This window comes from Polaribacter sp. AHE13PA, from assembly GCF_019278505.1.
Lineage (GTDB): Bacteria > Bacteroidota > Bacteroidia > Flavobacteriales > Flavobacteriaceae > Polaribacter.
The window spans coordinates 2,754,520-2,771,885 of the sequence record NZ_CP058985.1; the positions used below are offsets into that span (position 1 = coordinate 2,754,520).

At 29.9% G+C, this 17,366-nt stretch carries 16 protein-coding genes; 4 read left to right on the forward strand and 12 right to left on the reverse strand.

What is annotated here, in order from left to right:
- Positions 1–42: 42 nt before the first annotated feature.
- The 10 genes from H0I28_RS11805 to rplU all read right to left on the reverse strand — a co-directional run bounded on the left by H0I28_RS11805 (position 43) and on the right by rplU (position 8,278).
- Positions 43–507, reverse strand: a complete 465-nt coding sequence (locus H0I28_RS11805) for a hypothetical protein (protein ID WP_218759235.1) — start codon at positions 505–507, stop codon at positions 43–45.
- 43 nt (positions 508–550) lie between these two features.
- Positions 551–1,654 (reverse strand): NTP transferase domain-containing protein, encoded by a 1,104-nt coding sequence (locus H0I28_RS11810; protein WP_218759236.1) that lies wholly within the window; start codon positions 1,652–1,654, stop codon positions 551–553.
- A 135-nt stretch (positions 1,655–1,789) separates the two neighbouring features.
- The gene (moaC, locus tag H0I28_RS11815) at positions 1,790–2,266 is read right to left on the reverse strand and encodes a cyclic pyranopterin monophosphate synthase MoaC (protein WP_218731687.1); all 477 of its coding nucleotides are present in this window, start codon (positions 2,264–2,266) and stop codon (positions 1,790–1,792) included.
- A complete protein-coding gene (locus tag H0I28_RS11820) occupies positions 2,266–3,510 on the reverse strand; it encodes a molybdopterin molybdotransferase MoeA (protein WP_218759237.1) in 1,245 nt (414 codons plus the stop codon). The genes moaC and H0I28_RS11820 overlap by 1 nt, the downstream gene beginning before the upstream one ends.
- Positions 3,511–3,598: 88 nt before the next feature.
- Positions 3,599–4,591 (reverse strand): GTP 3',8-cyclase MoaA, encoded by a 993-nt coding sequence (gene moaA, locus H0I28_RS11825; protein ID WP_218759238.1) that lies wholly within the window; start codon positions 4,589–4,591, stop codon positions 3,599–3,601.
- The gene (locus H0I28_RS11830) at positions 4,592–5,005 is read right to left on the reverse strand and encodes a DUF6691 family protein (RefSeq protein ID WP_165731796.1); all 414 of its coding nucleotides are present in this window, start codon (positions 5,003–5,005) and stop codon (positions 4,592–4,594) included.
- 87 nt (positions 5,006–5,092) lie between these two features.
- Entirely contained in the window at positions 5,093–5,650 is a 558-nt protein-coding gene (locus H0I28_RS11835) for a YeeE/YedE family protein (protein WP_218731691.1), read from the reverse strand.
- 2 nt (positions 5,651–5,652) lie between these two features.
- Positions 5,653–6,885 (reverse strand): 3-deoxy-D-manno-octulosonic acid transferase, encoded by a 1,233-nt coding sequence (locus tag H0I28_RS11840; protein WP_218759239.1) that lies wholly within the window; start codon positions 6,883–6,885, stop codon positions 5,653–5,655.
- Positions 6,886–7,353: 468 nt separating this feature from the next.
- Entirely contained in the window at positions 7,354–7,614 is a 261-nt protein-coding gene (gene rpmA, locus H0I28_RS11845; protein WP_036782547.1) for a 50S ribosomal protein L27, read from the reverse strand.
- A gap of 40 nt (positions 7,615–7,654) precedes the next feature.
- The gene (rplU, locus tag H0I28_RS11850; protein WP_218731693.1) at positions 7,655–8,278 is read right to left on the reverse strand and encodes a 50S ribosomal protein L21; all 624 of its coding nucleotides are present in this window, start codon (positions 8,276–8,278) and stop codon (positions 7,655–7,657) included.
- A 266-nt stretch (positions 8,279–8,544) separates the two neighbouring features.
- On the opposite strand from rplU, the gene H0I28_RS11855 reads away from it, so the two are divergent.
- The 3 genes from H0I28_RS11855 to H0I28_RS11865 all read left to right on the forward strand — a co-directional run bounded on the left by H0I28_RS11855 (position 8,545) and on the right by H0I28_RS11865 (position 12,552).
- Positions 8,545–9,855 carry a pitrilysin family protein gene (locus H0I28_RS11855; RefSeq protein WP_218731694.1) on the forward strand — a complete coding sequence of 437 codons (1,311 nt, stop codon included), beginning with the start codon at positions 8,545–8,547 and terminating at the stop codon, positions 9,853–9,855.
- 19 nt (positions 9,856–9,874) lie between these two features.
- Positions 9,875–11,923 carry a pitrilysin family protein gene (locus H0I28_RS11860; RefSeq protein ID WP_218759240.1) on the forward strand — a complete coding sequence of 683 codons (2,049 nt, stop codon included), beginning with the start codon at positions 9,875–9,877 and terminating at the stop codon, positions 11,921–11,923.
- Positions 11,924–12,063: 140 nt separating this feature from the next.
- Positions 12,064–12,552, forward strand: a complete 489-nt coding sequence (locus H0I28_RS11865; protein ID WP_218759241.1) for a cation transporter — start codon at positions 12,064–12,066, stop codon at positions 12,550–12,552.
- A 73-nt stretch (positions 12,553–12,625) separates the two neighbouring features.
- On the opposite strand, the gene H0I28_RS11870 is transcribed toward H0I28_RS11865, so the two are convergent.
- Entirely contained in the window at positions 12,626–14,167 is a 1,542-nt protein-coding gene (locus tag H0I28_RS11870) for a glycine--tRNA ligase (RefSeq protein ID WP_218759242.1), read from the reverse strand.
- Between the two features lie 70 nt (positions 14,168–14,237).
- On the opposite strand from H0I28_RS11870, the gene H0I28_RS11875 reads away from it, so the two are divergent.
- Positions 14,238–16,754 (forward strand): DUF2569 family protein, encoded by a 2,517-nt coding sequence (locus H0I28_RS11875; protein ID WP_218759243.1) that lies wholly within the window; start codon positions 14,238–14,240, stop codon positions 16,752–16,754.
- Between the two features lie 4 nt (positions 16,755–16,758).
- Here the strand turns inward: H0I28_RS11875 and H0I28_RS11880 are convergent, their stop codons facing one another.
- The gene (locus tag H0I28_RS11880; protein WP_218754580.1) at positions 16,759–17,322 is read right to left on the reverse strand and encodes a class I SAM-dependent methyltransferase; all 564 of its coding nucleotides are present in this window, start codon (positions 17,320–17,322) and stop codon (positions 16,759–16,761) included.
- Positions 17,323–17,366: the final 44 nt, after the last annotated feature.

A 17,366-nucleotide genomic window follows, 5' to 3' on the forward strand; every position in this document is an offset into this window, starting at 1 on the left:
AGATACGTATTCTTAAGGATATTTTTTTAAAACTCACCAAATCTAATCTAATTTAATTCTCTTTGTCTTCATGGTTAACAGGTCATCAAAGTTTCCATCCTCATCCCAATCATACTTACTTGTCCCTACAAAACCTTCTGTAGTTCTTTCAATAAAGTAGCTTACTTTCTTATCTTTTCCTCCATAGTTAAAAGCTACTTTTAAAGAATCTCCAACTACATCCCATTCTCCAATAGCTTTAGATATTTGCTCTCCTTTTGTGTTTTTAAACCAAGCAGAAAAGGTACCATCATTATTATATTGAGATTGTGCTACTAATTCTGGATTATCATCAAATTTGTCTTCGTAAACTTGCAAAGAATCTGTATTATTAACCGTATACATTTCTATTTTTAGGTAAGTGGTTTCCCAATTATCTACCATAAATTCTTTTGTAGAAAGTTCCGGTTTACAACTAGCAAAAAGTATTCCGAAAAGAAGAATAAAAAAATAAGATTTTGTTTTCATAATAAAAGTGAGATTACATAAATTTAAACATTCTAATTTACAACTAATTTAGCTCTTTTTTAGCTTCATTAAACTCTTCTGGAGTATTTATATTTCTAATATAATCATCATCAATTTCAACAATTTCTACATCAGAATTAATTAACATTTTACGCGGACAAGAATATCCTTGCGCTAAATATTGTAATAAAATAGCGTATGCTTTCGGCTCATAAATAGTAATTAAAGGTTCCGGAAAATCTTTACCTTTCCCCTTAATTGCCGTTGCTGCCTTACTCGGATTTCTGTATTTTAAAACTAACTGAATAATTTCTTCATTTACAAAAGGAACATCTGTTGCCAACACAAACCAAGCTGCATTTGGGTCTTTTTGAAACGCAGAACAAATCCCTCCAAAAGGACCTAAATTGATAAATTTATCTGAAATTTCATCTTTTTTTTCTGATGAATTCTGAACAGAATAAAAGGTTTCTAACTTATTATTTTCTAACAATTCTTTTACCACTTTTTTCTGTGGTTTTCCAAAATAATCGAGTTCAGATTTATCCGTTCCCATTCTTGTACTTTTACCACCAACCAAAACCAAACCTTTTACAGGAGCAATTTTTTCTAGAATTAAATTATGAATATGATTAGAAATCGCATCGATTTCATTAATAGTATAACAAGTGATATTTTTTATCTGCGGATATTTCTCTTCTAAAAAGTTAAAATATTCAGTTTCTGATCTCAACTTAACTATAAACTGAATACTATCTAACTGATCTAATCTTTTTAAAACAGAAGCTTCTTTTGCTTCATCTAAAATTAAAATTTGTTTTGCTCCTTGATAATGATTTCCGTTGATAAAAACATAATCGTATTGAGCAAACTGTAATCGTTGTTCAAACTTATTTACATTTCCAGAAGTGGTTATTTGCAAATTCCCTTCGTGATGAAACACATATTCTGACAAGTTATTTTTCACGACATCCTTAGCATGAGAAGCATCAAAATAAGCCAATTTATAATCTGATAAATTTTGAGAGACTTTATGAACTAAATCTGAAATAACCCCACAATTTGTGCCCAAAATTGCAATTTCATTCGGAGCAAAATTATCGTTATCTCTTCTTTCTAAATTGGTATGTTTACTGTGTTTTTTCATATTATTATTCTATTGTTTCTAAAACAATTGTCATTTCGAAATGAGCCTTTTTAAGCGATTGAGAAATCTCACCATGTAGAATTCCAAAATTTTGTAACTTTATGTGATTTCTCCTAAGATCGGAATGATAGAAAGTTATTTATTATTAATATCAGATTTTCCTCCGGTTTTTTTCAACAGCTTCACTTCTTTAATCACCATTTCTTGACTAATACTTTTACACATATCATAAATGGTTAAACAAGTAATATTTGCGCCTGTTAAAGCCTCCATTTCTACTCCTGTTTTCCCTGTAATAGTAACTTCACAAAAAACTTCTATATTTTCTGAATCTATAATATTGATATCAACATCCACACCGTTAATCAACAACGGATGACACATTGGTATTAATTCTGAGGTCTTTTTTACACCTTGAATTCCAGCAATAATTGCCGTTTGAAAAACTGGTCCTTTTTTAGTAAATAACTCATCATTTGTAAAATGAGCAATTACTTCTTCTCCTAAAAACATGGTTGCTTTTGCAATTGCCGTTCTTTTGGTAATTTTCTTATCAGAAACATTTACCATTTTAGGGTTATTTTTTTCGTTTAAATGACTAAAATCGCTCATTATCTATATCTTATTATCGGAAAAACCTCTCCTTTTTTAAATTCAGTTTTATCATTTGGTAACTGAATAAAAGCATCTGTTTTCACCAAACTAGCTAAATCTCCAGAACCATTTCCTGTAATTGGAGTTGCAATTAAATGTCCAAACCTTGAACTTAATTTTACTTGTAAAAAGTACGTTAAGTTAGGTTTAAATGAAACATCAGCATTTAAAATTGCCGTTTCTTCTTCCAATTTTATGCCTACAGATTTATAATACCAAGGGTAAAAATAGGCTAAGCAATTTACAAAAGTAGAAATTGGATTCCCAGGAAATCCGAACACAATTGTGTTCTTTTTGTATTTATCATTTGTATGATTATCAGAATTTAAATCATTTTCTTTAAGAAAAGATCTTCTTCCAAACCAGAATGGCTTCCCAGGTCTTTGTGTAACTTTATGAAACAATTTCTCTACCCCTAATTCATCAAAAACTTCTGGTAAAAAATCATACTTCCCTTTACTTACGGCGCCACTAAAAAGTAACACATCATATTCTTGCAAGTAGCTTTCTATTTTCGATTTTAAAATTGGCTTATCATCCGTAATATGTGCTGTTTCCGATGGAATACTTAAACGTTCTAACAAAGACACTAACGTAAATACGTTGCTCCTTCTAATTTGATGTTCTAACGGAATTTCAGCTACACCAACCAATTCATCACCTGTAGAAACAATCATTACTTTAGGTTGTTTTGCAACTTTTACTGTTGATTTACCAACCGTTGCTAAAACACCAATTTCTGCAGCAGAAATTATTTTATTTTCTTCAATTAATACATCTCCTTTTTGTCCATCTTTTCCTCTCGGATGAACATTTTGAGCATCGTTAATTACATCAATATTTATGGTTGCAATTTCATCTATTATCGTTACATCTTCATATCTAATAACTGTGTTTGCATTGTTAGGCAAAACAGCTCCAGTCATAACTTCAATACAGTTTTCAGGATTTTTAAGCGAGATCTGTTCACTTCCCGCAGCTTGAATTCCTTCTATTTTAAAATCTCTTTGTCCATTTTTAAATGCAGGATAATCAATTGCAATTCCATCCATAGAAACCCTATTAAAAGGAGGGAAATCTCTATCTGCAAGAATCTCTTCTTTTAGAATTCTACCTACAGATTTTATAAACGAAATTTCTTCAACTCCAAAATTTTGGTTTGAATTTAAAACGGTTTGCAAAGCTTCTTTTACTGAAATCATTTTTATAAATGTGTAATTGTTCTATGTTTAGTTGTGTAATTGTTGCGTGCTGTTTTAAACAATTAAACATTTACACGGTTACACTTTTTTATCCTCCAATAGTACTCATACTCTCTGAAGCACCACCATCTTTTCTATTTGCTTCTGCTATAAATCCATTTTCTGGCTTTTCTTTTACAAGACCTAAAAACAATTCTTTTAAATCGTCATTAGAAGCGCCTTTTCTAATAAAATCTCTTAAATTAAAAACACCTTCATCAAACAAACAGTTTTTAAATGTACCAGTACTTGTAATTCTAATTCTATTACAATCGTTACAAATAGTTCTTGTAAAGGCGGGAATAATTCCGAAAGTTCCTAAATGATTGTCTACTTTATAATTTCTAGAAGTTGATGATTTTTCTGACTGAACTTCGGTAACATCAAACTCCGTTTTTACTTCATTTAAAATCTTATTGAAAGTCCAATTTTCTTTCATATCACGCTGTCCTTTTCCGTTAAAAGGCATTTCTTCAATAAAACGAACCGCAACATTTTTATCTTTTGTCAATCGTACAAAGTCTACAATTTCATCGGTATTAAAACCAGATTGCACTACTACGTTTAGCTTTAAATCTAAACTACTTTTCTCTAGTAATTCAAAGGTTTTATAAACCTCAGGCAAAACATCTCTTCTTGTAATTTTCGCAAACTTTTCTCGATCTAAACTATCAATACTTAAATTGATTTTTTTTACTTTTTCTAATTGTTCAATCTTAGAAATATGATGAGAAATTAACGCACCATTTGTAGTAATATTAATTTCATCTAATAAATCATTAAAAGATAACATCTCTAAAAACCTAACAAAATCTTTACGCACAAAAGGTTCTCCACCGGTTAAACGGACTTTATTTACCCCTAATTCGGTTAATACACGAATTAAACGATACATTTCTTTAAAGGTAAGTAATTCTTGTCTCGGAACAATATCTATACCATGCGCAGGCATACAATATTGGCAACGCAAATTACAACGATCTGTAACTGCTAGTCGCACATATTCCATTTGTCTACCAAAACCGTCTACTAATTTGCTCATTTAATTTGGTAGTTTTTTACTTAAAACGCCATAAAGCAACGTTCCTAAAAGCGATCCGAACAATAAAATTAAAGCCGGAATTAATTCGAAACCAAGAATTACAAAAATTGGAGCTGCACAAGCACCAGAAATACCCCAACCTAAACCAAAAAAAGTTCCTCCTAAAAGTGTTCTTACAAAACCTTTTTCTTTCGGTTTTGGTATTATTTTATTTCCGTGAATGTCTTTTATTTTTCCACTTTTAAAAAGCTGCATAAAAATCATAGAAATTACAACTGCTCCTCCAATTATTCCAAACATATGAAAAGATTGAAACTTAAACATTTCGTAAAATCGATACCAACTAATTGCTTGCGTTTTGCTTAAAACGATTGCGAAAAAGATTCCTAATATTAAAAATTTGATGTTTTTCATTGAATTATATTTTTAAATTTCCAACGAACTTGTTGACTATATTCGAAGTGAAAATTTTTAATTATTTTTTTTTAATGCCAAACCTTGCTAAAATAAAATTGGAATTATAAACCACGTAGCAATAATACCACCAATAAAAAAACCAACTACCGCCAATAAAGAAGGCAACTCTAAATTACTTAAACCTGTAATTGCGTGACCAGAAGTACAACCACCAGCATAACGGGTTCCGAAACCAATTAAAACTCCAGAAATAATTAAAATTAAAAACCCTTTTAAAGAAAAGACAACATCTTCACTAAAAATTTCATCAGGAAAATATTCGCTTCCAACATTAGAAAAACCTAAATCTGTTAATTCTTGCACTGTCTTTGGGTTTAAATCTATTGCTTGATTTGGCGTTAGAAAATTTGCAGAAATAAAGCCACCAATTATTAAACCAACTACAAACATCAATGCAAAATCTCTGTCTTTCCAATCTTTCTTAAAATAATCCGACACTTTATCTGCACCTGCAATGGTACACAATGTTTCAAAATTTGTTGATGCTCCAAAATTTTTACCAAAGTAAAAATATAAGAGTAATGATATTGCTATTAAAGGGCCACCAACATACCAAGCCCAAGGTTGTAATATAAAATCCATTATTAAATCTTCTCTTTTAAATAATTCATAATTAATTTTGTTGCTCCAAGGTTATCTTCAATATACCTCTTATTAATAACTCCTGTTAACTTTCTAAAGTTTTCATCCTTTTTTAGACTGATAAGATTAGATGTAAATTCTTCTTGATTTGCAATTGAAATACAGCCACCAATTTTTACCAAATCTACGGCTTCTTTAAATTTGTCGTAATTATTACCAATCACAACAGGAATCCCAAAAGTTGCTGGTTCTAAAATATTATGTAACCCTGTTTTTAAACCTCCACCAACATAAGCCAAATCTGCTGCGGCATAAATCTTAGTTAAAATACCAATCGTATCAATAATAAAAACTTGGTATTCAGCGAGGTTTTTATCCGCTTTAGTGGAAAATAAAACTGTTTTTTTGTTGATGGAATTCTGTAATTCTAAAATTGCATCATGTTTAATATTATGTGGAGCAATAATAAACTTCTCATCTTCTGTAGCATTATTATTTATGTAATTTACCAACAACGCTTCATCTTCTTGCCAAGTACTTCCAGCAACAATTGTATAATTATTGTCTTTAAACTGATTGATAAAACTTAACAAATTATCTTGTTCTAATATTTTAGAAACTCTATCAAAACGAGTATCACCAGCAATGGTAACGTTTTTAAAGTTGATAGATTCTAGTAAATTTTTAGAATTTTCATCTTGTACAAAAAAGTGATGAAAAGCTTCTAAAGATTTTCTCATAAAACCTCCGTAACTCTTAAAGAACAATTGTTTTTCCCTTAAAATACCTGAAACTAAAATTGTAGGAATTTCTTTTGATTTTAATTCATTTAAAATATTTGGCCAAAATTCATATTTTACAAAAACGGCAAATTTAGGATTTACAGTTTCTACAAATTTTCTTGCTTTTGCTTTAGAATCTAAAGGTAAATAACAAATAACATCTGCTAAATTATAATCTTTTCTAATTTCATATCCCGAAGGAGAAAAAAATGTGACTAAAATTTTATATGATGGGTATTCTTTTTTAATTGCTTCTATAATTGGCCTTGCTTGTTCAAACTCGCCTAAAGAAGCTGCATGAAACCAAATAACTTCTGAATTCTTTAAGGCTAATATTTTAGAAAATGCTTGATTTCTACCAGATACAAAAAGTTTTATTTTTTTATTAAATAAAGCAATTATTGGCAGTAACAGAGCTGCTATAAAAACGACAAAGTTGTATAAAAATTTCATAGCCGTAAAAATACGAAATAGTAACAACTAAGCTTCTACATAATTAACTAGATAAAAAAAAAAGCTACCCTAAGAGTAGCTTATTTTTATTTATGAAAAATAACTATTATTAATAACATTCATATTCCCCCGAAAAAAATGTTACAAGTAAATTAAATTTCATGTTAAATATACAACTATAAAATGACTAGCAGTTGTAAATACCCAAAAAACAGCTATAATAATCTAAAAAACACGTATTTACACCCATCCCCTATTACAACAACTTGCTTTTATTCTTATTATGAAATTTATTTAATAAACTCGATCTATACTCATTTATCACCTGAATTACCTTTATTAAAACATAAAACGATTTATTTTAGTAATCTAAAAAGCAATTAATTTTCTCGTAATAATTTCTAAAAACAGAAACGCTCAAACATTTTCATGTTTGAGCGTTTCTAATAATTTTAAAACTTAAATAGACTAAGCTTCAAATGGAGTAATAGATACATAAGATCTGTTATCCTTTTTCTTACGGAATTCTACAACACCGTCAACTTTTGCATGTAAAGTATGATCTTTACCCATGTAAACGTTTTCTCCCGGATTGTGAGTTGTTCCTCTTTGACGAACAATAATATTTCCTGCAATTGCAGCTTGTCCTCCAAATATTTTTACTCCTAGTCGTTTCGATTCTGATTCTCTACCATTCTTCGAACTACCTACACCTTTTTTATGTGCCATGTTATTGAGTTTTTATAGGTTAAAGTTAAATTTTTAGGAATTATTTTTCAATACCTCCGTCTAATCTATCTTGTAATTCTTTTAATTCATCCCACTTACCTTCTGCAGCTAAACCAGCTTGTTTAGGCCAAGTAGTTGTTACTAAATGAGATAATCTAGAACTAGCTTCAGTTAAGATTTCACTCAATTTTGCTGGATCTGCTTTTGCTACTTTTGCAAAAGTATCTAGACCTGCATTTACTAAAGCTTCTGCAGCTTTAGGTCCAGCACCTTCAATTTTCTTTAAGTCGTCTGCTTTTGCAGATTTCTTTGGAGCAGCTTTAGTTGCCTTAGGAGCAGCTTTTGTGCTACCAGAAGCAGCAATAGATTCAATAAGAATCTCGCTTAAAAATTGTCTGTGTCCGTTTTTCTTAATGTAACCTTTTCTTCTTTTCTTCTTGAAAACGATTACTTTATCACCTTTTAAGTGACTTAAAATTTGAGCTGTTACTGAAGCTCCTTCTATAGCTGGGGCGCCAATAGTTACATTTCCTTTTTCATCAAGTAAAAGAACGTTATCAAAAGTAACTTTTGATCCTACTTCTCCTTGTAAACGGTGAACGTATACTTTTTGGTCTTTTGCAACTTTAAACTGCTGCCCTGCCATCTCTACGATTGCGTACATACTATTTGTTTTGCGTTTATTACTAATTATTTGTGCACAATCCTAATGAAAATGCGGGTGCAAATATACATCTTTTTTAATACTCTACAATATCTTTTAATAAAAAATAATCACATCAAAATCAAGTAAATAAAACCTTATTCACTAAGAATTCTATAATTAAATTTTTATTTTTGGTAGATCTATAAAATGTTTGAATAAATACTGTAACATATTTAAGGTGCCAGCGTCAAACAAATATCAATTAATAACTTAAAAATTAATACATGAAGAAAAGTATTTTATCTCTTACTTCTGCTTTTTTAATCGCATTTTCTATAAATGCACAACAAGTAGAATTTGAAGAGTATGACTTAAATAACGGAATGCACGTTATTTTACATCAAGACAAATCTGCACCCGTAGTTACAACTGCAGTAATGTACCATGTTGGTGCAAAAGACGAACAACCAGACAGAACTGGTATGGCTCACTTTTTTGAACATTTGTTATTTGAAGGAACAGAAAATATTGATAAAGGAGAATGGTTTAAAATAGTTGCGGCAAATGGTGGAAAAAATAATGCCAATACAACTGATGATAGAACTTATTATTATGAAATATTTCCTTCTAACAATCTAGAATTAGGTTTATGGATGGAATCTGAGCGTTTATTACATCCTATTATTGGTCAAGATGGTGTAGATACTCAAAACGAAGTTGTAAAAGAAGAAAAAAGATTAAGAGTAGATAACCAACCTTATTCTCGTTTTTTAGAATATGTAAAAAAAGAAATCTTTAAAAAACATCCATATAAAGGAACAACAATTGGAGAAATGCAACACTTAGATGATGCTACTTTAGAAGATTTTTTAGCATTTAATAAAAAATTCTATGTACCAAACAACGCTACTTTAGTTGTTGCAGGAGACATTGACGTTGCAAATGCAAAAAGTTTAATTGAAGCTTATTTTGGACCAATTCCTCGTGGAGCAGATATTGAAAGAACTGTAATAGAAGAAGAACCTATTACTGCACCAATAGCAGCAAAAGGTTACGACCCTAACATTCAAATTCCAGCGATTATGACAGCGTACAGAACGCCGTCTATGAAAACAAAAGATTCTAGAGTATTAGATATGATTTCTTCTTATTTAAGTACAGGAAAAAGTTCTGTGTTATATAAAAAGTTAGTAGATACTAAAAAAATGGCATTACAAGCTGGTGCTATTAACTTAAGTCAAGAAGATTACGGAACATATATTATTTTTGGCTTACCACAAGGTGATACTAAATTAGCAGACATAGTTACAGAAATTGATGAAGAAATTGTAACGTTACAAACAGAATTAATTTCAGAAAAAACATACCAAAAACTTCAAAATCAATTCGAAAATCAATTTGTAAACTCTAACTCTAGTGTAGAGGGAATTGCAAACTCTTTGGCACGATACAATGTATTATACGGAGATACAAATTTAATTAATACAGAAATTGAAATTTATCGTTCTATTACTCGTGAAGATATTAGAGAAGTTGCTAAAAAATATCTAAACCCAAATCAAAGAGTAACTTTAGAATATTTACCTAAAAAATAATTAACAAAAGACATATACAATGAAAAAACAGATAATATCACTTATCGCACTTATAGCAATGTCTTTTGCTACAACTGCACAAATAGATAGAAGCCAACAACCTAAACCAGGACCAGCACCAAAGGTTCAATTAGGTAAATCAGAAAAATTTACTTTATCAAATGGCTTACAAGTAATTATGGTAGAAAACCATAAATTACCAAGAGCATCTGCTAGTTTAACTATAGACAACAAACCTGTTGTAGAGGGAGACAAGGCAGGAGTTTCTAGCATAATGGGAAGTTTATTAGGAAGAGGAACAAAAAATATTACCAAAGATGAATTTAATGAGAAAGTAGATTTCTTAGGAGCTGGAGTTAATTTTTACAGTTCTGGTGCTTCTGCAAGGTCATTAACAAAATATTTCCCGGAGATATTAGAATTAATGGCAGACGGAGTTATAAACTCTCAATTTACGCAAGAAGAATTCGATAAAGAAATTAAAATTACTTTAGACGGATTAAAATCTGACGAAAAAAATGTTACTAGTACTGCAAGAAGAGTAGAAAGCGCTTTATTGTATGGTAAAAACCATCCTTATGGAGAGTTTATCTCTAAAGAAACTGTAAACAACATTACTTTAGATGATGTTAAAACTAACTACAATACTTATTATAAGCCAAACAATGCTTATTTAATTATTGTTGGAGACATCAATATAAAAGCTACTAAAAAATTAGTAAAAAGTTTATTCAAAAAATGGGAAAAAAGTGATATTCCAGAAGTTACTTTCAAAAAACCAGAAAATGTTTCTAAAACAGAAATCAATTTTATTAATATGCCAAACGCAGTGCAATCAGAAGTTGTAGTTGCTAACAATATCGATTTAAAATTAGGCGACAAAGATTATTATGCAGCTTTATTAGCAAGCAATATTCTTGGTGGTGGTGGAACTGCACGTTTATTTATGAATTTACGTGAAGACAAAGGATACACTTATGGTTCTTATTCTAGCCTTAGACAGAGTAAAGTAGCGGCAACTTTTAGAGCTTCTGCAAGTGTTCGTAACGTAGTTACAGACAGTTCTATAGTAGAAATTAAAAAGGAAACCGATAAAATTCGTACTGAAAAAGTTACCGAAGAAGAATTAAAAAATGCAAAAGCACAATATGTTGGTAACTTTGTTATGGATGTACAAAAACCTGCAACTGCGGCTAGTTTTGCTTTAAATATTGCTCGTTATAATTTACCAACAGATTTTTACGAAAACTATTTAACTAACATAAATGCTGTTACTGCAGAAGATGTTCAAAATGCAGCTTTAAAATACTTTAAAAGTGATGAAGCTCGTATAATTGTTACTGGTAAAGCAATTGATGTTTTAGATAATTTAGAAAAAACAGGGTACACCATCAACTACTTTGATAAAAATGGTAATGCTACTGAAAAGCCAGAGATGACTATAGCAATTCCAGAAGGCGTTACTGCAAGTTCTGTTATTGATTCTTACATTGATGCTATTGGAGGAGAAGATAAATTGATGGCAATTGAATCTGTTTCAATTACTTCTGCGGCAAAAGTACAAGGAATGGATATTTCTTTAGTAACAAAAACTGCTGCACCTAATAAAAGTGTTGTTATTGTTTCTGGAATGGGACAAGTTTTACAAAAAATGGTTTTTGATGGTGAAACAGGATACCAAGAAGCAAGAGGTAACAAAAAAGAAATGACAGCAGAAGAAATTACAAAATCAAAAGCTAAAAATACAATTATAGGAGAATTAGCATATAAAGAAGGAGAGCTTTTAAGAATTGAACCTTTAGAAGGCACCAAAGCTTACGTTATTAAATATGATGATAAAGAAATATTTTTTGATATAAAATCTGGATTAAAATTACAAGAAGTTCAAGTTGTAAAAACTCCAGATGGAAAAGAAGTAAGAGTACCTTCTACTTTTTCTAATTACAAAGAAGTAAAGGGTGTCAAATTTCCATTTTCAATGGGACAGAAAATGGGACCTATGGATATAAAATTTGAGGTTACAGAAATTAAAATTAACGAAGGTGTTACTGACGAAGATTTTAAATAAGCTACTTTAAAAAAGTATAAAAGGTTGAAGATTTCGGTTTTCAACCTTTTTTTATTTAAAATTAGTACAAAAATCTATAAAAATTTAAAAGTCAAGGCTTTTATTAATAAATTTGTAAAATAATTTTATAACTTATAATAATGAAAATTCAAAAAATATTATTTTCTTTCGCACTTGCTTGTTTCCTTTTAATAGGATGTAAAAGTGAAGTTAAAAAAGAAAAACTAACCGTACAAAAAGAGAACGTTTCTTTAGCTATCTCTGGTATGACTTGCGAAATTGGTTGTGCTAAAACGATTCAATCTAAATTATCTAAAAAAGAAGGTGTTATAGATGCTAAAGTTGTTTTTACAGATAGCATTGCAAACATTGCCTTTGATGCAAACACAACTTCTAAAGAAGATTTAGTTGCTTTTGTTAGCGGTATTGCTGGCGGAGAACTTTATAAAGCTTCTATTGCTCCTAAAAAAGTAGCACATACTTGTACAGAAGATTGTAAAGAAACTTGCCAAAACAAAACTACTACTACAGCAGCAGAGAAAGCTTGTTGCTCTGTTAATGAAGATGGAACAACCTTTTGTAAAGAAGACTGTAAAATGGCTTGTTGTGCAGACAAAATAGCAGCATAACACTTATTTTAAAAGCAAAAAAAAAAGCTGAATCTCAATTGAGATTCAGCTTTTTTTTATCCTTAAAATTTAATTACATTTTCTGTAACCAAGTTTTTACATCTACTTCTGCTTTAATAATTTCTTTTAAATCGGCTATTGCAACACGTTTTTGCTCCATAGTATCTCTATGTCTTATAGTAACACATTTATCTTCTAAAGTTTCATGATCTACAGTAATACAAAATGGTGTTCCTGCTGCATCCTGACGTCTATAACGTTTACCAACGGCATCTTTTTCATCGTAAAAAACGTTGAAATCCCATTTTAAATCGTCCATAATTTCACACGCTACTTCTGGCAAACCATCCTTTTTAACTAAAGGAAAGATAGCTGCTTTAAAAGGCGCTAAGACTGCAGGTAATTTTAAAACAGTTCTTGTAGTTCCGTTTTCTAACGCTTCCTCTTGTAAAGAGTTAGAAAAAACCGCCAAAAACATTCTATCTAAACCAATAGAAGTTTCTACTACATAAGGTGTGTAACTTTTATTTTCTTCATGATCGAAATACTGTAGTTTCTTACCAGAAAATTCTTCATGCGCTTTTAAATCGAAATCTGTACGAGAATGAATACCTTCTAATTCTTTAAATCCGAAAGGGAAGTTAAATTCAATATCTGCTGCTGCATCTGCATAGTGAGCTAATTTATCGTGGTCATGAAAACGGTAGTTCTCCGCTCCCATTCCTAAAGATAAATGCCATTTTAAACGTGTTTCTTTCCAAGCATCATACCATTCTTTTTGAGTTCCTGGTTTTACAAAAAATTGCATTTCCATTTGTTCAAACTCACGCATTCTAAAAATAAATTGTCTTGCAACAATCTCATTTCTAAAAGCCTTACCGGTTTGTGCAATTCCGAAAGGAATTTTCATTCTTCCCGTTTTTTGCACGTTTAAGAAATTTACAAAAATTCCTTGTGCTGTCTCAGGACGCAAATATAAATCCATTGCAGTTTCTGCAGAAGCACCTAATTTAGTACCAAACATTAAATTAAACTGTTTTACATCCGTCCAATTTCTAGAACCTGTTAAAGGATCTGCAATTTCTAACTCTTCAATTAATAACTTTACGTCAGCTAAATCTTCTTTTTCTAAAGAAGAACCCATTCTTGCTAAAATTGTATTTATTTTTTCTTGATACCCAACAACTCTTCCATTGGTCGCTAAAAATTCTTCTTTATTAAAAGCATCACCAAAACGTTTTTCTGCTTTAGCAACTTCTTTATTTATTTTACCTTCAATTTTAGCACAATATTCTTCAATTAAAACATCAGCTCTGTAACGTTTTTTAGAATCTTTGTTATCAATTAATGGATCGTTAAAAGCATCTACGTGTCCAGAAGCTTTCCAAGTTGTAGGATGCATTAATATAGAAGCATCTATACCTACAATGTTTTCGTGCATCTGCACCATTGCTTTCCACCAATAATCTCTAATATTTTTCTTTAGCTCAACTCCGTTTTGAGCATAATCGTAAACCGCACTTAATCCGTCATAAATTTCAGAAGACTGAAAAACATAACCATATTCTTTAGCGTGCGATAATACTTTCTTAAATTGATCTTCTTGTTTTGCCATAAAGCAAAAATAAATTATTTATATCAATTTTTTATATATTAAAAATTACTTTTGTTAAAACTTTTATAACATGTTAAAAAGCCTTTTTACGGTTGTTTTCTCCTTCTTATTTATCTCTTTAAATTTTGCTCAGATTAAAAAAACATCAACACCTAATTGGGTTGAAGTTCAAACCTATGCCAGCGAGCCAGATATTAATTTTGATGAAATAACACAGGGAACTTTAATTCTCTTATATGATCAACAAACACAAGTAGGTAGCGAAGAAAATTATTTTAAAGTTGTCACTAAAATTACGGAAAATGTAGGTATACAAGAAGCATCGAGTATTAATATTTCTTTTGACCCAAGTTATCAAAACCTTAGTTTTCATGAAATTGATATTATAAGAAATGGCCAAACCATCAGTAAACTCAACAATTCAGAATTTCAAACCATAAGACAAGAGTTAGATGCAGAAAATTATATCTATGACGGTAGTTTGTCTGCAGTAACTCATATTAGCGATGTAAGAGTTGGAGATATTATAGCTTATAGTTTTACACGAAAGGGGTACAACCCTATTCATAAAAATTATTTTGCAGAGTATTATAATTTAGACAATTCACATCCGATAGGTAAAATAAATGTAAGAATTAACTCTAAAAATAAACTTGAAGTAAAGTCATTTAAAAACCAACTAAAGTTTAACGAAACTTTTAATAACAACAAATACACGTATACTTTATTAGAAGAAAATATTAGTGCCACCCATTTTGAAGACAATACGCCTTCGTGGTTTTTAGATGCTAACTTTATAGAAATAGGTAATTACAAATCTTGGGAAAATTTAATTGATTGGGGTGTTCAACTTTTTAAAGTTAAAAACAATCTATCTAGCAGTTTATTAAAAAAAATTAAAGAAATTGATAAAGAAAACAATACTAAAGGTCTAAAAATAGAAGCTACATTAAGGTTTGTGCAAGATGAAGTAAGATATTTAGGGTTAGAAAACGGAATTAGCGCTTACAAACCTTCGTCTCCTAACAAGGTTTATAACCAACGATTTGGTGACTGTAAAGACAAAAGCCTATTATTAGTAACCATGCTTAATCAAATGAACATTGAAGCGTATCCTGTTTTAGTGAGTACTTATCTAAAGAAAACTGTTACCAATTTATTGCCAAATCCTGCTCATTTTAATCATTGTGTAGTTAAAGTTATCGATGGTAATGAAGGTGAGCGTTGGTATGACCCAACAATCACAAATCAAGGTGGTACTTTTAATAAAGTTGTTTTTCCTGATTATAGATTTGGATTAGTTCTTAAAAAAGGAAATAAAGATTTCGAAGAAATTTTTCCGTTTGCAGAAAACACCATCGATATAACAGATAATTATATTTTAGAGGAAGTTGGCAAAGGTGCAATCTTAAAAATAACTAGTATTTACAGTGAAGCAGAGGCTGATAATATTCGTTTTTATTTTAAAAACAATAGTATTATCAACATCCAAAAAGAGTTTGAAAAATTTTACTCAGACTATCATGCGAATATAAAAAGTTTAGGCAAACCAGAATATACAGACAATCTTAAAACAAACACATTTACAATAAACGAAACTTATAAGATTGATAGTATTTGGGAACCATCCTACAACGAAAACCAGATTGGTGTAGATTTTACACCGTACACAATAACAAATGTACTATCAATGCCTTCTAAAATTGAAAGAGAAACACCTTTCGAACTTAGTTATCCTATTACAAGAAGCCACACCATTAATGTAGAGTTACCAGAAGAATGGAATGTTGATGAAGACAATTTTAACTTGAACTCTCCAAATATTTTTTACGTTTTTGATGTATTATATAATAAATCTAAAAATATATTAACTTTAAAACATTTACTTAAAATACAAAAGGACTTTGTAAGTGTAGCCGAATTTCCAGCATTTTATAATGACTTAAAAAAACTAGATAGTGAGTTAAACTACAACATTTCCTATAATACAGGAGGTAGTTCTACCTCAACTGGTTCAGCATTAAAATACTTAGGCATTTTTATATTTATTTGTTTTTTAATATTTTTTACTTGGTTAGCTTTTAAACTTTATCACTACGATGTAACACCAAAAATTGAATCTTATTATCAAGAAAATAAACCTATTGGTGGTTGGTTAATTTTAATTGGTATTGGACTCTGTATCTCACCAATAAGGGTTTTTATGGATTTATTAAATACAGAAGTATATTTAAATGGAGATTGGTTAGTCTATTTTGGTGGCACAGACTTTAGTTTCTCTATAGGGCTATTATTAATTATTGAAACAATATTTAACGCAGCAGTTTTAGTCTTTTTACCACTAATTATTGTTTTATTTATAAAAAAGAGAAGTAGTTTTCCTAGAGTATATGCAATCTTTTTAATCGTTTATTTGGTATTTATAGTAGCGGATTCATTTTTAGCAACAGCCATAACAGGTGTTAATAGTTTAACAAGTGTAGAGGAAAATCAACTACTAAAAAGTTTTATTTCTACAGGAGTTATTGTTCCTTATTTATTATTATCAGAAAGAGTTAAAGAAACTTTTATAAAAATATATCAATAAAATTTTAACCTACCTTTTTACAATGATAAACAAAAGCTGGAGGGAAGTTTAAGGGCTCAAAACCTAAAGATATAGATTGATTAAACACATTTTTAAGTTTTTTAAAATATGTTAAACTATACTGAAACTGAATAAAGGTTCCATTATCTACTAAAGCACGAAAAGATTTTTCTAAAATTTCATCTGCAACTTCCTCCGGAATGATGGTTAAAGGCAAACTAGAAATAATGTGACACGTTTTATTTAAGTTGAGTTTTTTTAGTTCTTCTTCAATTTTTTCTGCGGATGATTTTACAACAATAAGTTGCTTGTTTTTTATTTCAGATAGTTCATTGTAAAAACAATCATTAATTTCAAAACAAATTAGAGTTGCATTAATGGGTAACTTCTCTAAAATAAGTTTGGTTATCGCTCCGTTTCCAGGACCAAATTCTACTAAAACTTCTACTTTAGAAAAATCTATTTTCTTTAACATTCTTTCTGCTAAAAATCGAGAACTCGGTGTAACAGTTCCTAAGGTCTTTAAGTTCTTTATTGACTCTTTAAAAAAATTTATTCTGTTGTTCAAATCTTATTCTTAAATTATAATCTTATCTTTCTAAAAAAAAAGGC

Coding starts and splice junctions, on each gene's coding strand:
- H0I28_RS11865 (WP_218759241.1), top strand. CDS start 12,064: ATGAAAATTCAAAAAATATTATTTTCTTTCGCACTTGCTTGTTTCCTT.
- H0I28_RS11870 (WP_218759242.1), bottom strand. CDS start 14,167: ATGGCAAAACAAGAAGATCAATTTAAGAAAGTATTATCGCACGCTAAA.
- H0I28_RS11805 (WP_218759235.1), bottom strand. CDS start 507: ATGAAAACAAAATCTTATTTTTTTATTCTTCTTTTCGGAATACTTTTT.
- H0I28_RS11860 (WP_218759240.1), top strand. CDS start 9,875: ATGAAAAAACAGATAATATCACTTATCGCACTTATAGCAATGTCTTTT.
- rpmA (WP_036782547.1), bottom strand. CDS start 7,614: ATGGCACATAAAAAAGGTGTAGGTAGTTCGAAGAATGGTAGAGAATCA.
- H0I28_RS11840 (WP_218759239.1), bottom strand. CDS start 6,885: ATGAAATTTTTATACAACTTTGTCGTTTTTATAGCAGCTCTGTTACTG.
- moaC (WP_218731687.1), bottom strand. CDS start 2,266: ATGAGCGATTTTAGTCATTTAAACGAAAAAAATAACCCTAAAATGGTA.
- H0I28_RS11835 (WP_218731691.1), bottom strand. CDS start 5,650: ATGGATTTTATATTACAACCTTGGGCTTGGTATGTTGGTGGCCCTTTA.
- moaA (WP_218759238.1), bottom strand. CDS start 4,591: ATGAGCAAATTAGTAGACGGTTTTGGTAGACAAATGGAATATGTGCGA.
- H0I28_RS11875 (WP_218759243.1), top strand. CDS start 14,238: ATGTTAAAAAGCCTTTTTACGGTTGTTTTCTCCTTCTTATTTATCTCT.
- H0I28_RS11855 (WP_218731694.1), top strand. CDS start 8,545: ATGAAGAAAAGTATTTTATCTCTTACTTCTGCTTTTTTAATCGCATTT.
- rplU (WP_218731693.1), bottom strand. CDS start 8,278: ATGTACGCAATCGTAGAGATGGCAGGGCAGCAGTTTAAAGTTGCAAAA.
- H0I28_RS11820 (WP_218759237.1), bottom strand. CDS start 3,510: ATGATTTCAGTAAAAGAAGCTTTGCAAACCGTTTTAAATTCAAACCAA.
- H0I28_RS11830 (WP_165731796.1), bottom strand. CDS start 5,005: ATGAAAAACATCAAATTTTTAATATTAGGAATCTTTTTCGCAATCGTT.
- H0I28_RS11810 (WP_218759236.1), bottom strand. CDS start 1,654: ATGAAAAAACACAGTAAACATACCAATTTAGAAAGAAGAGATAACGAT.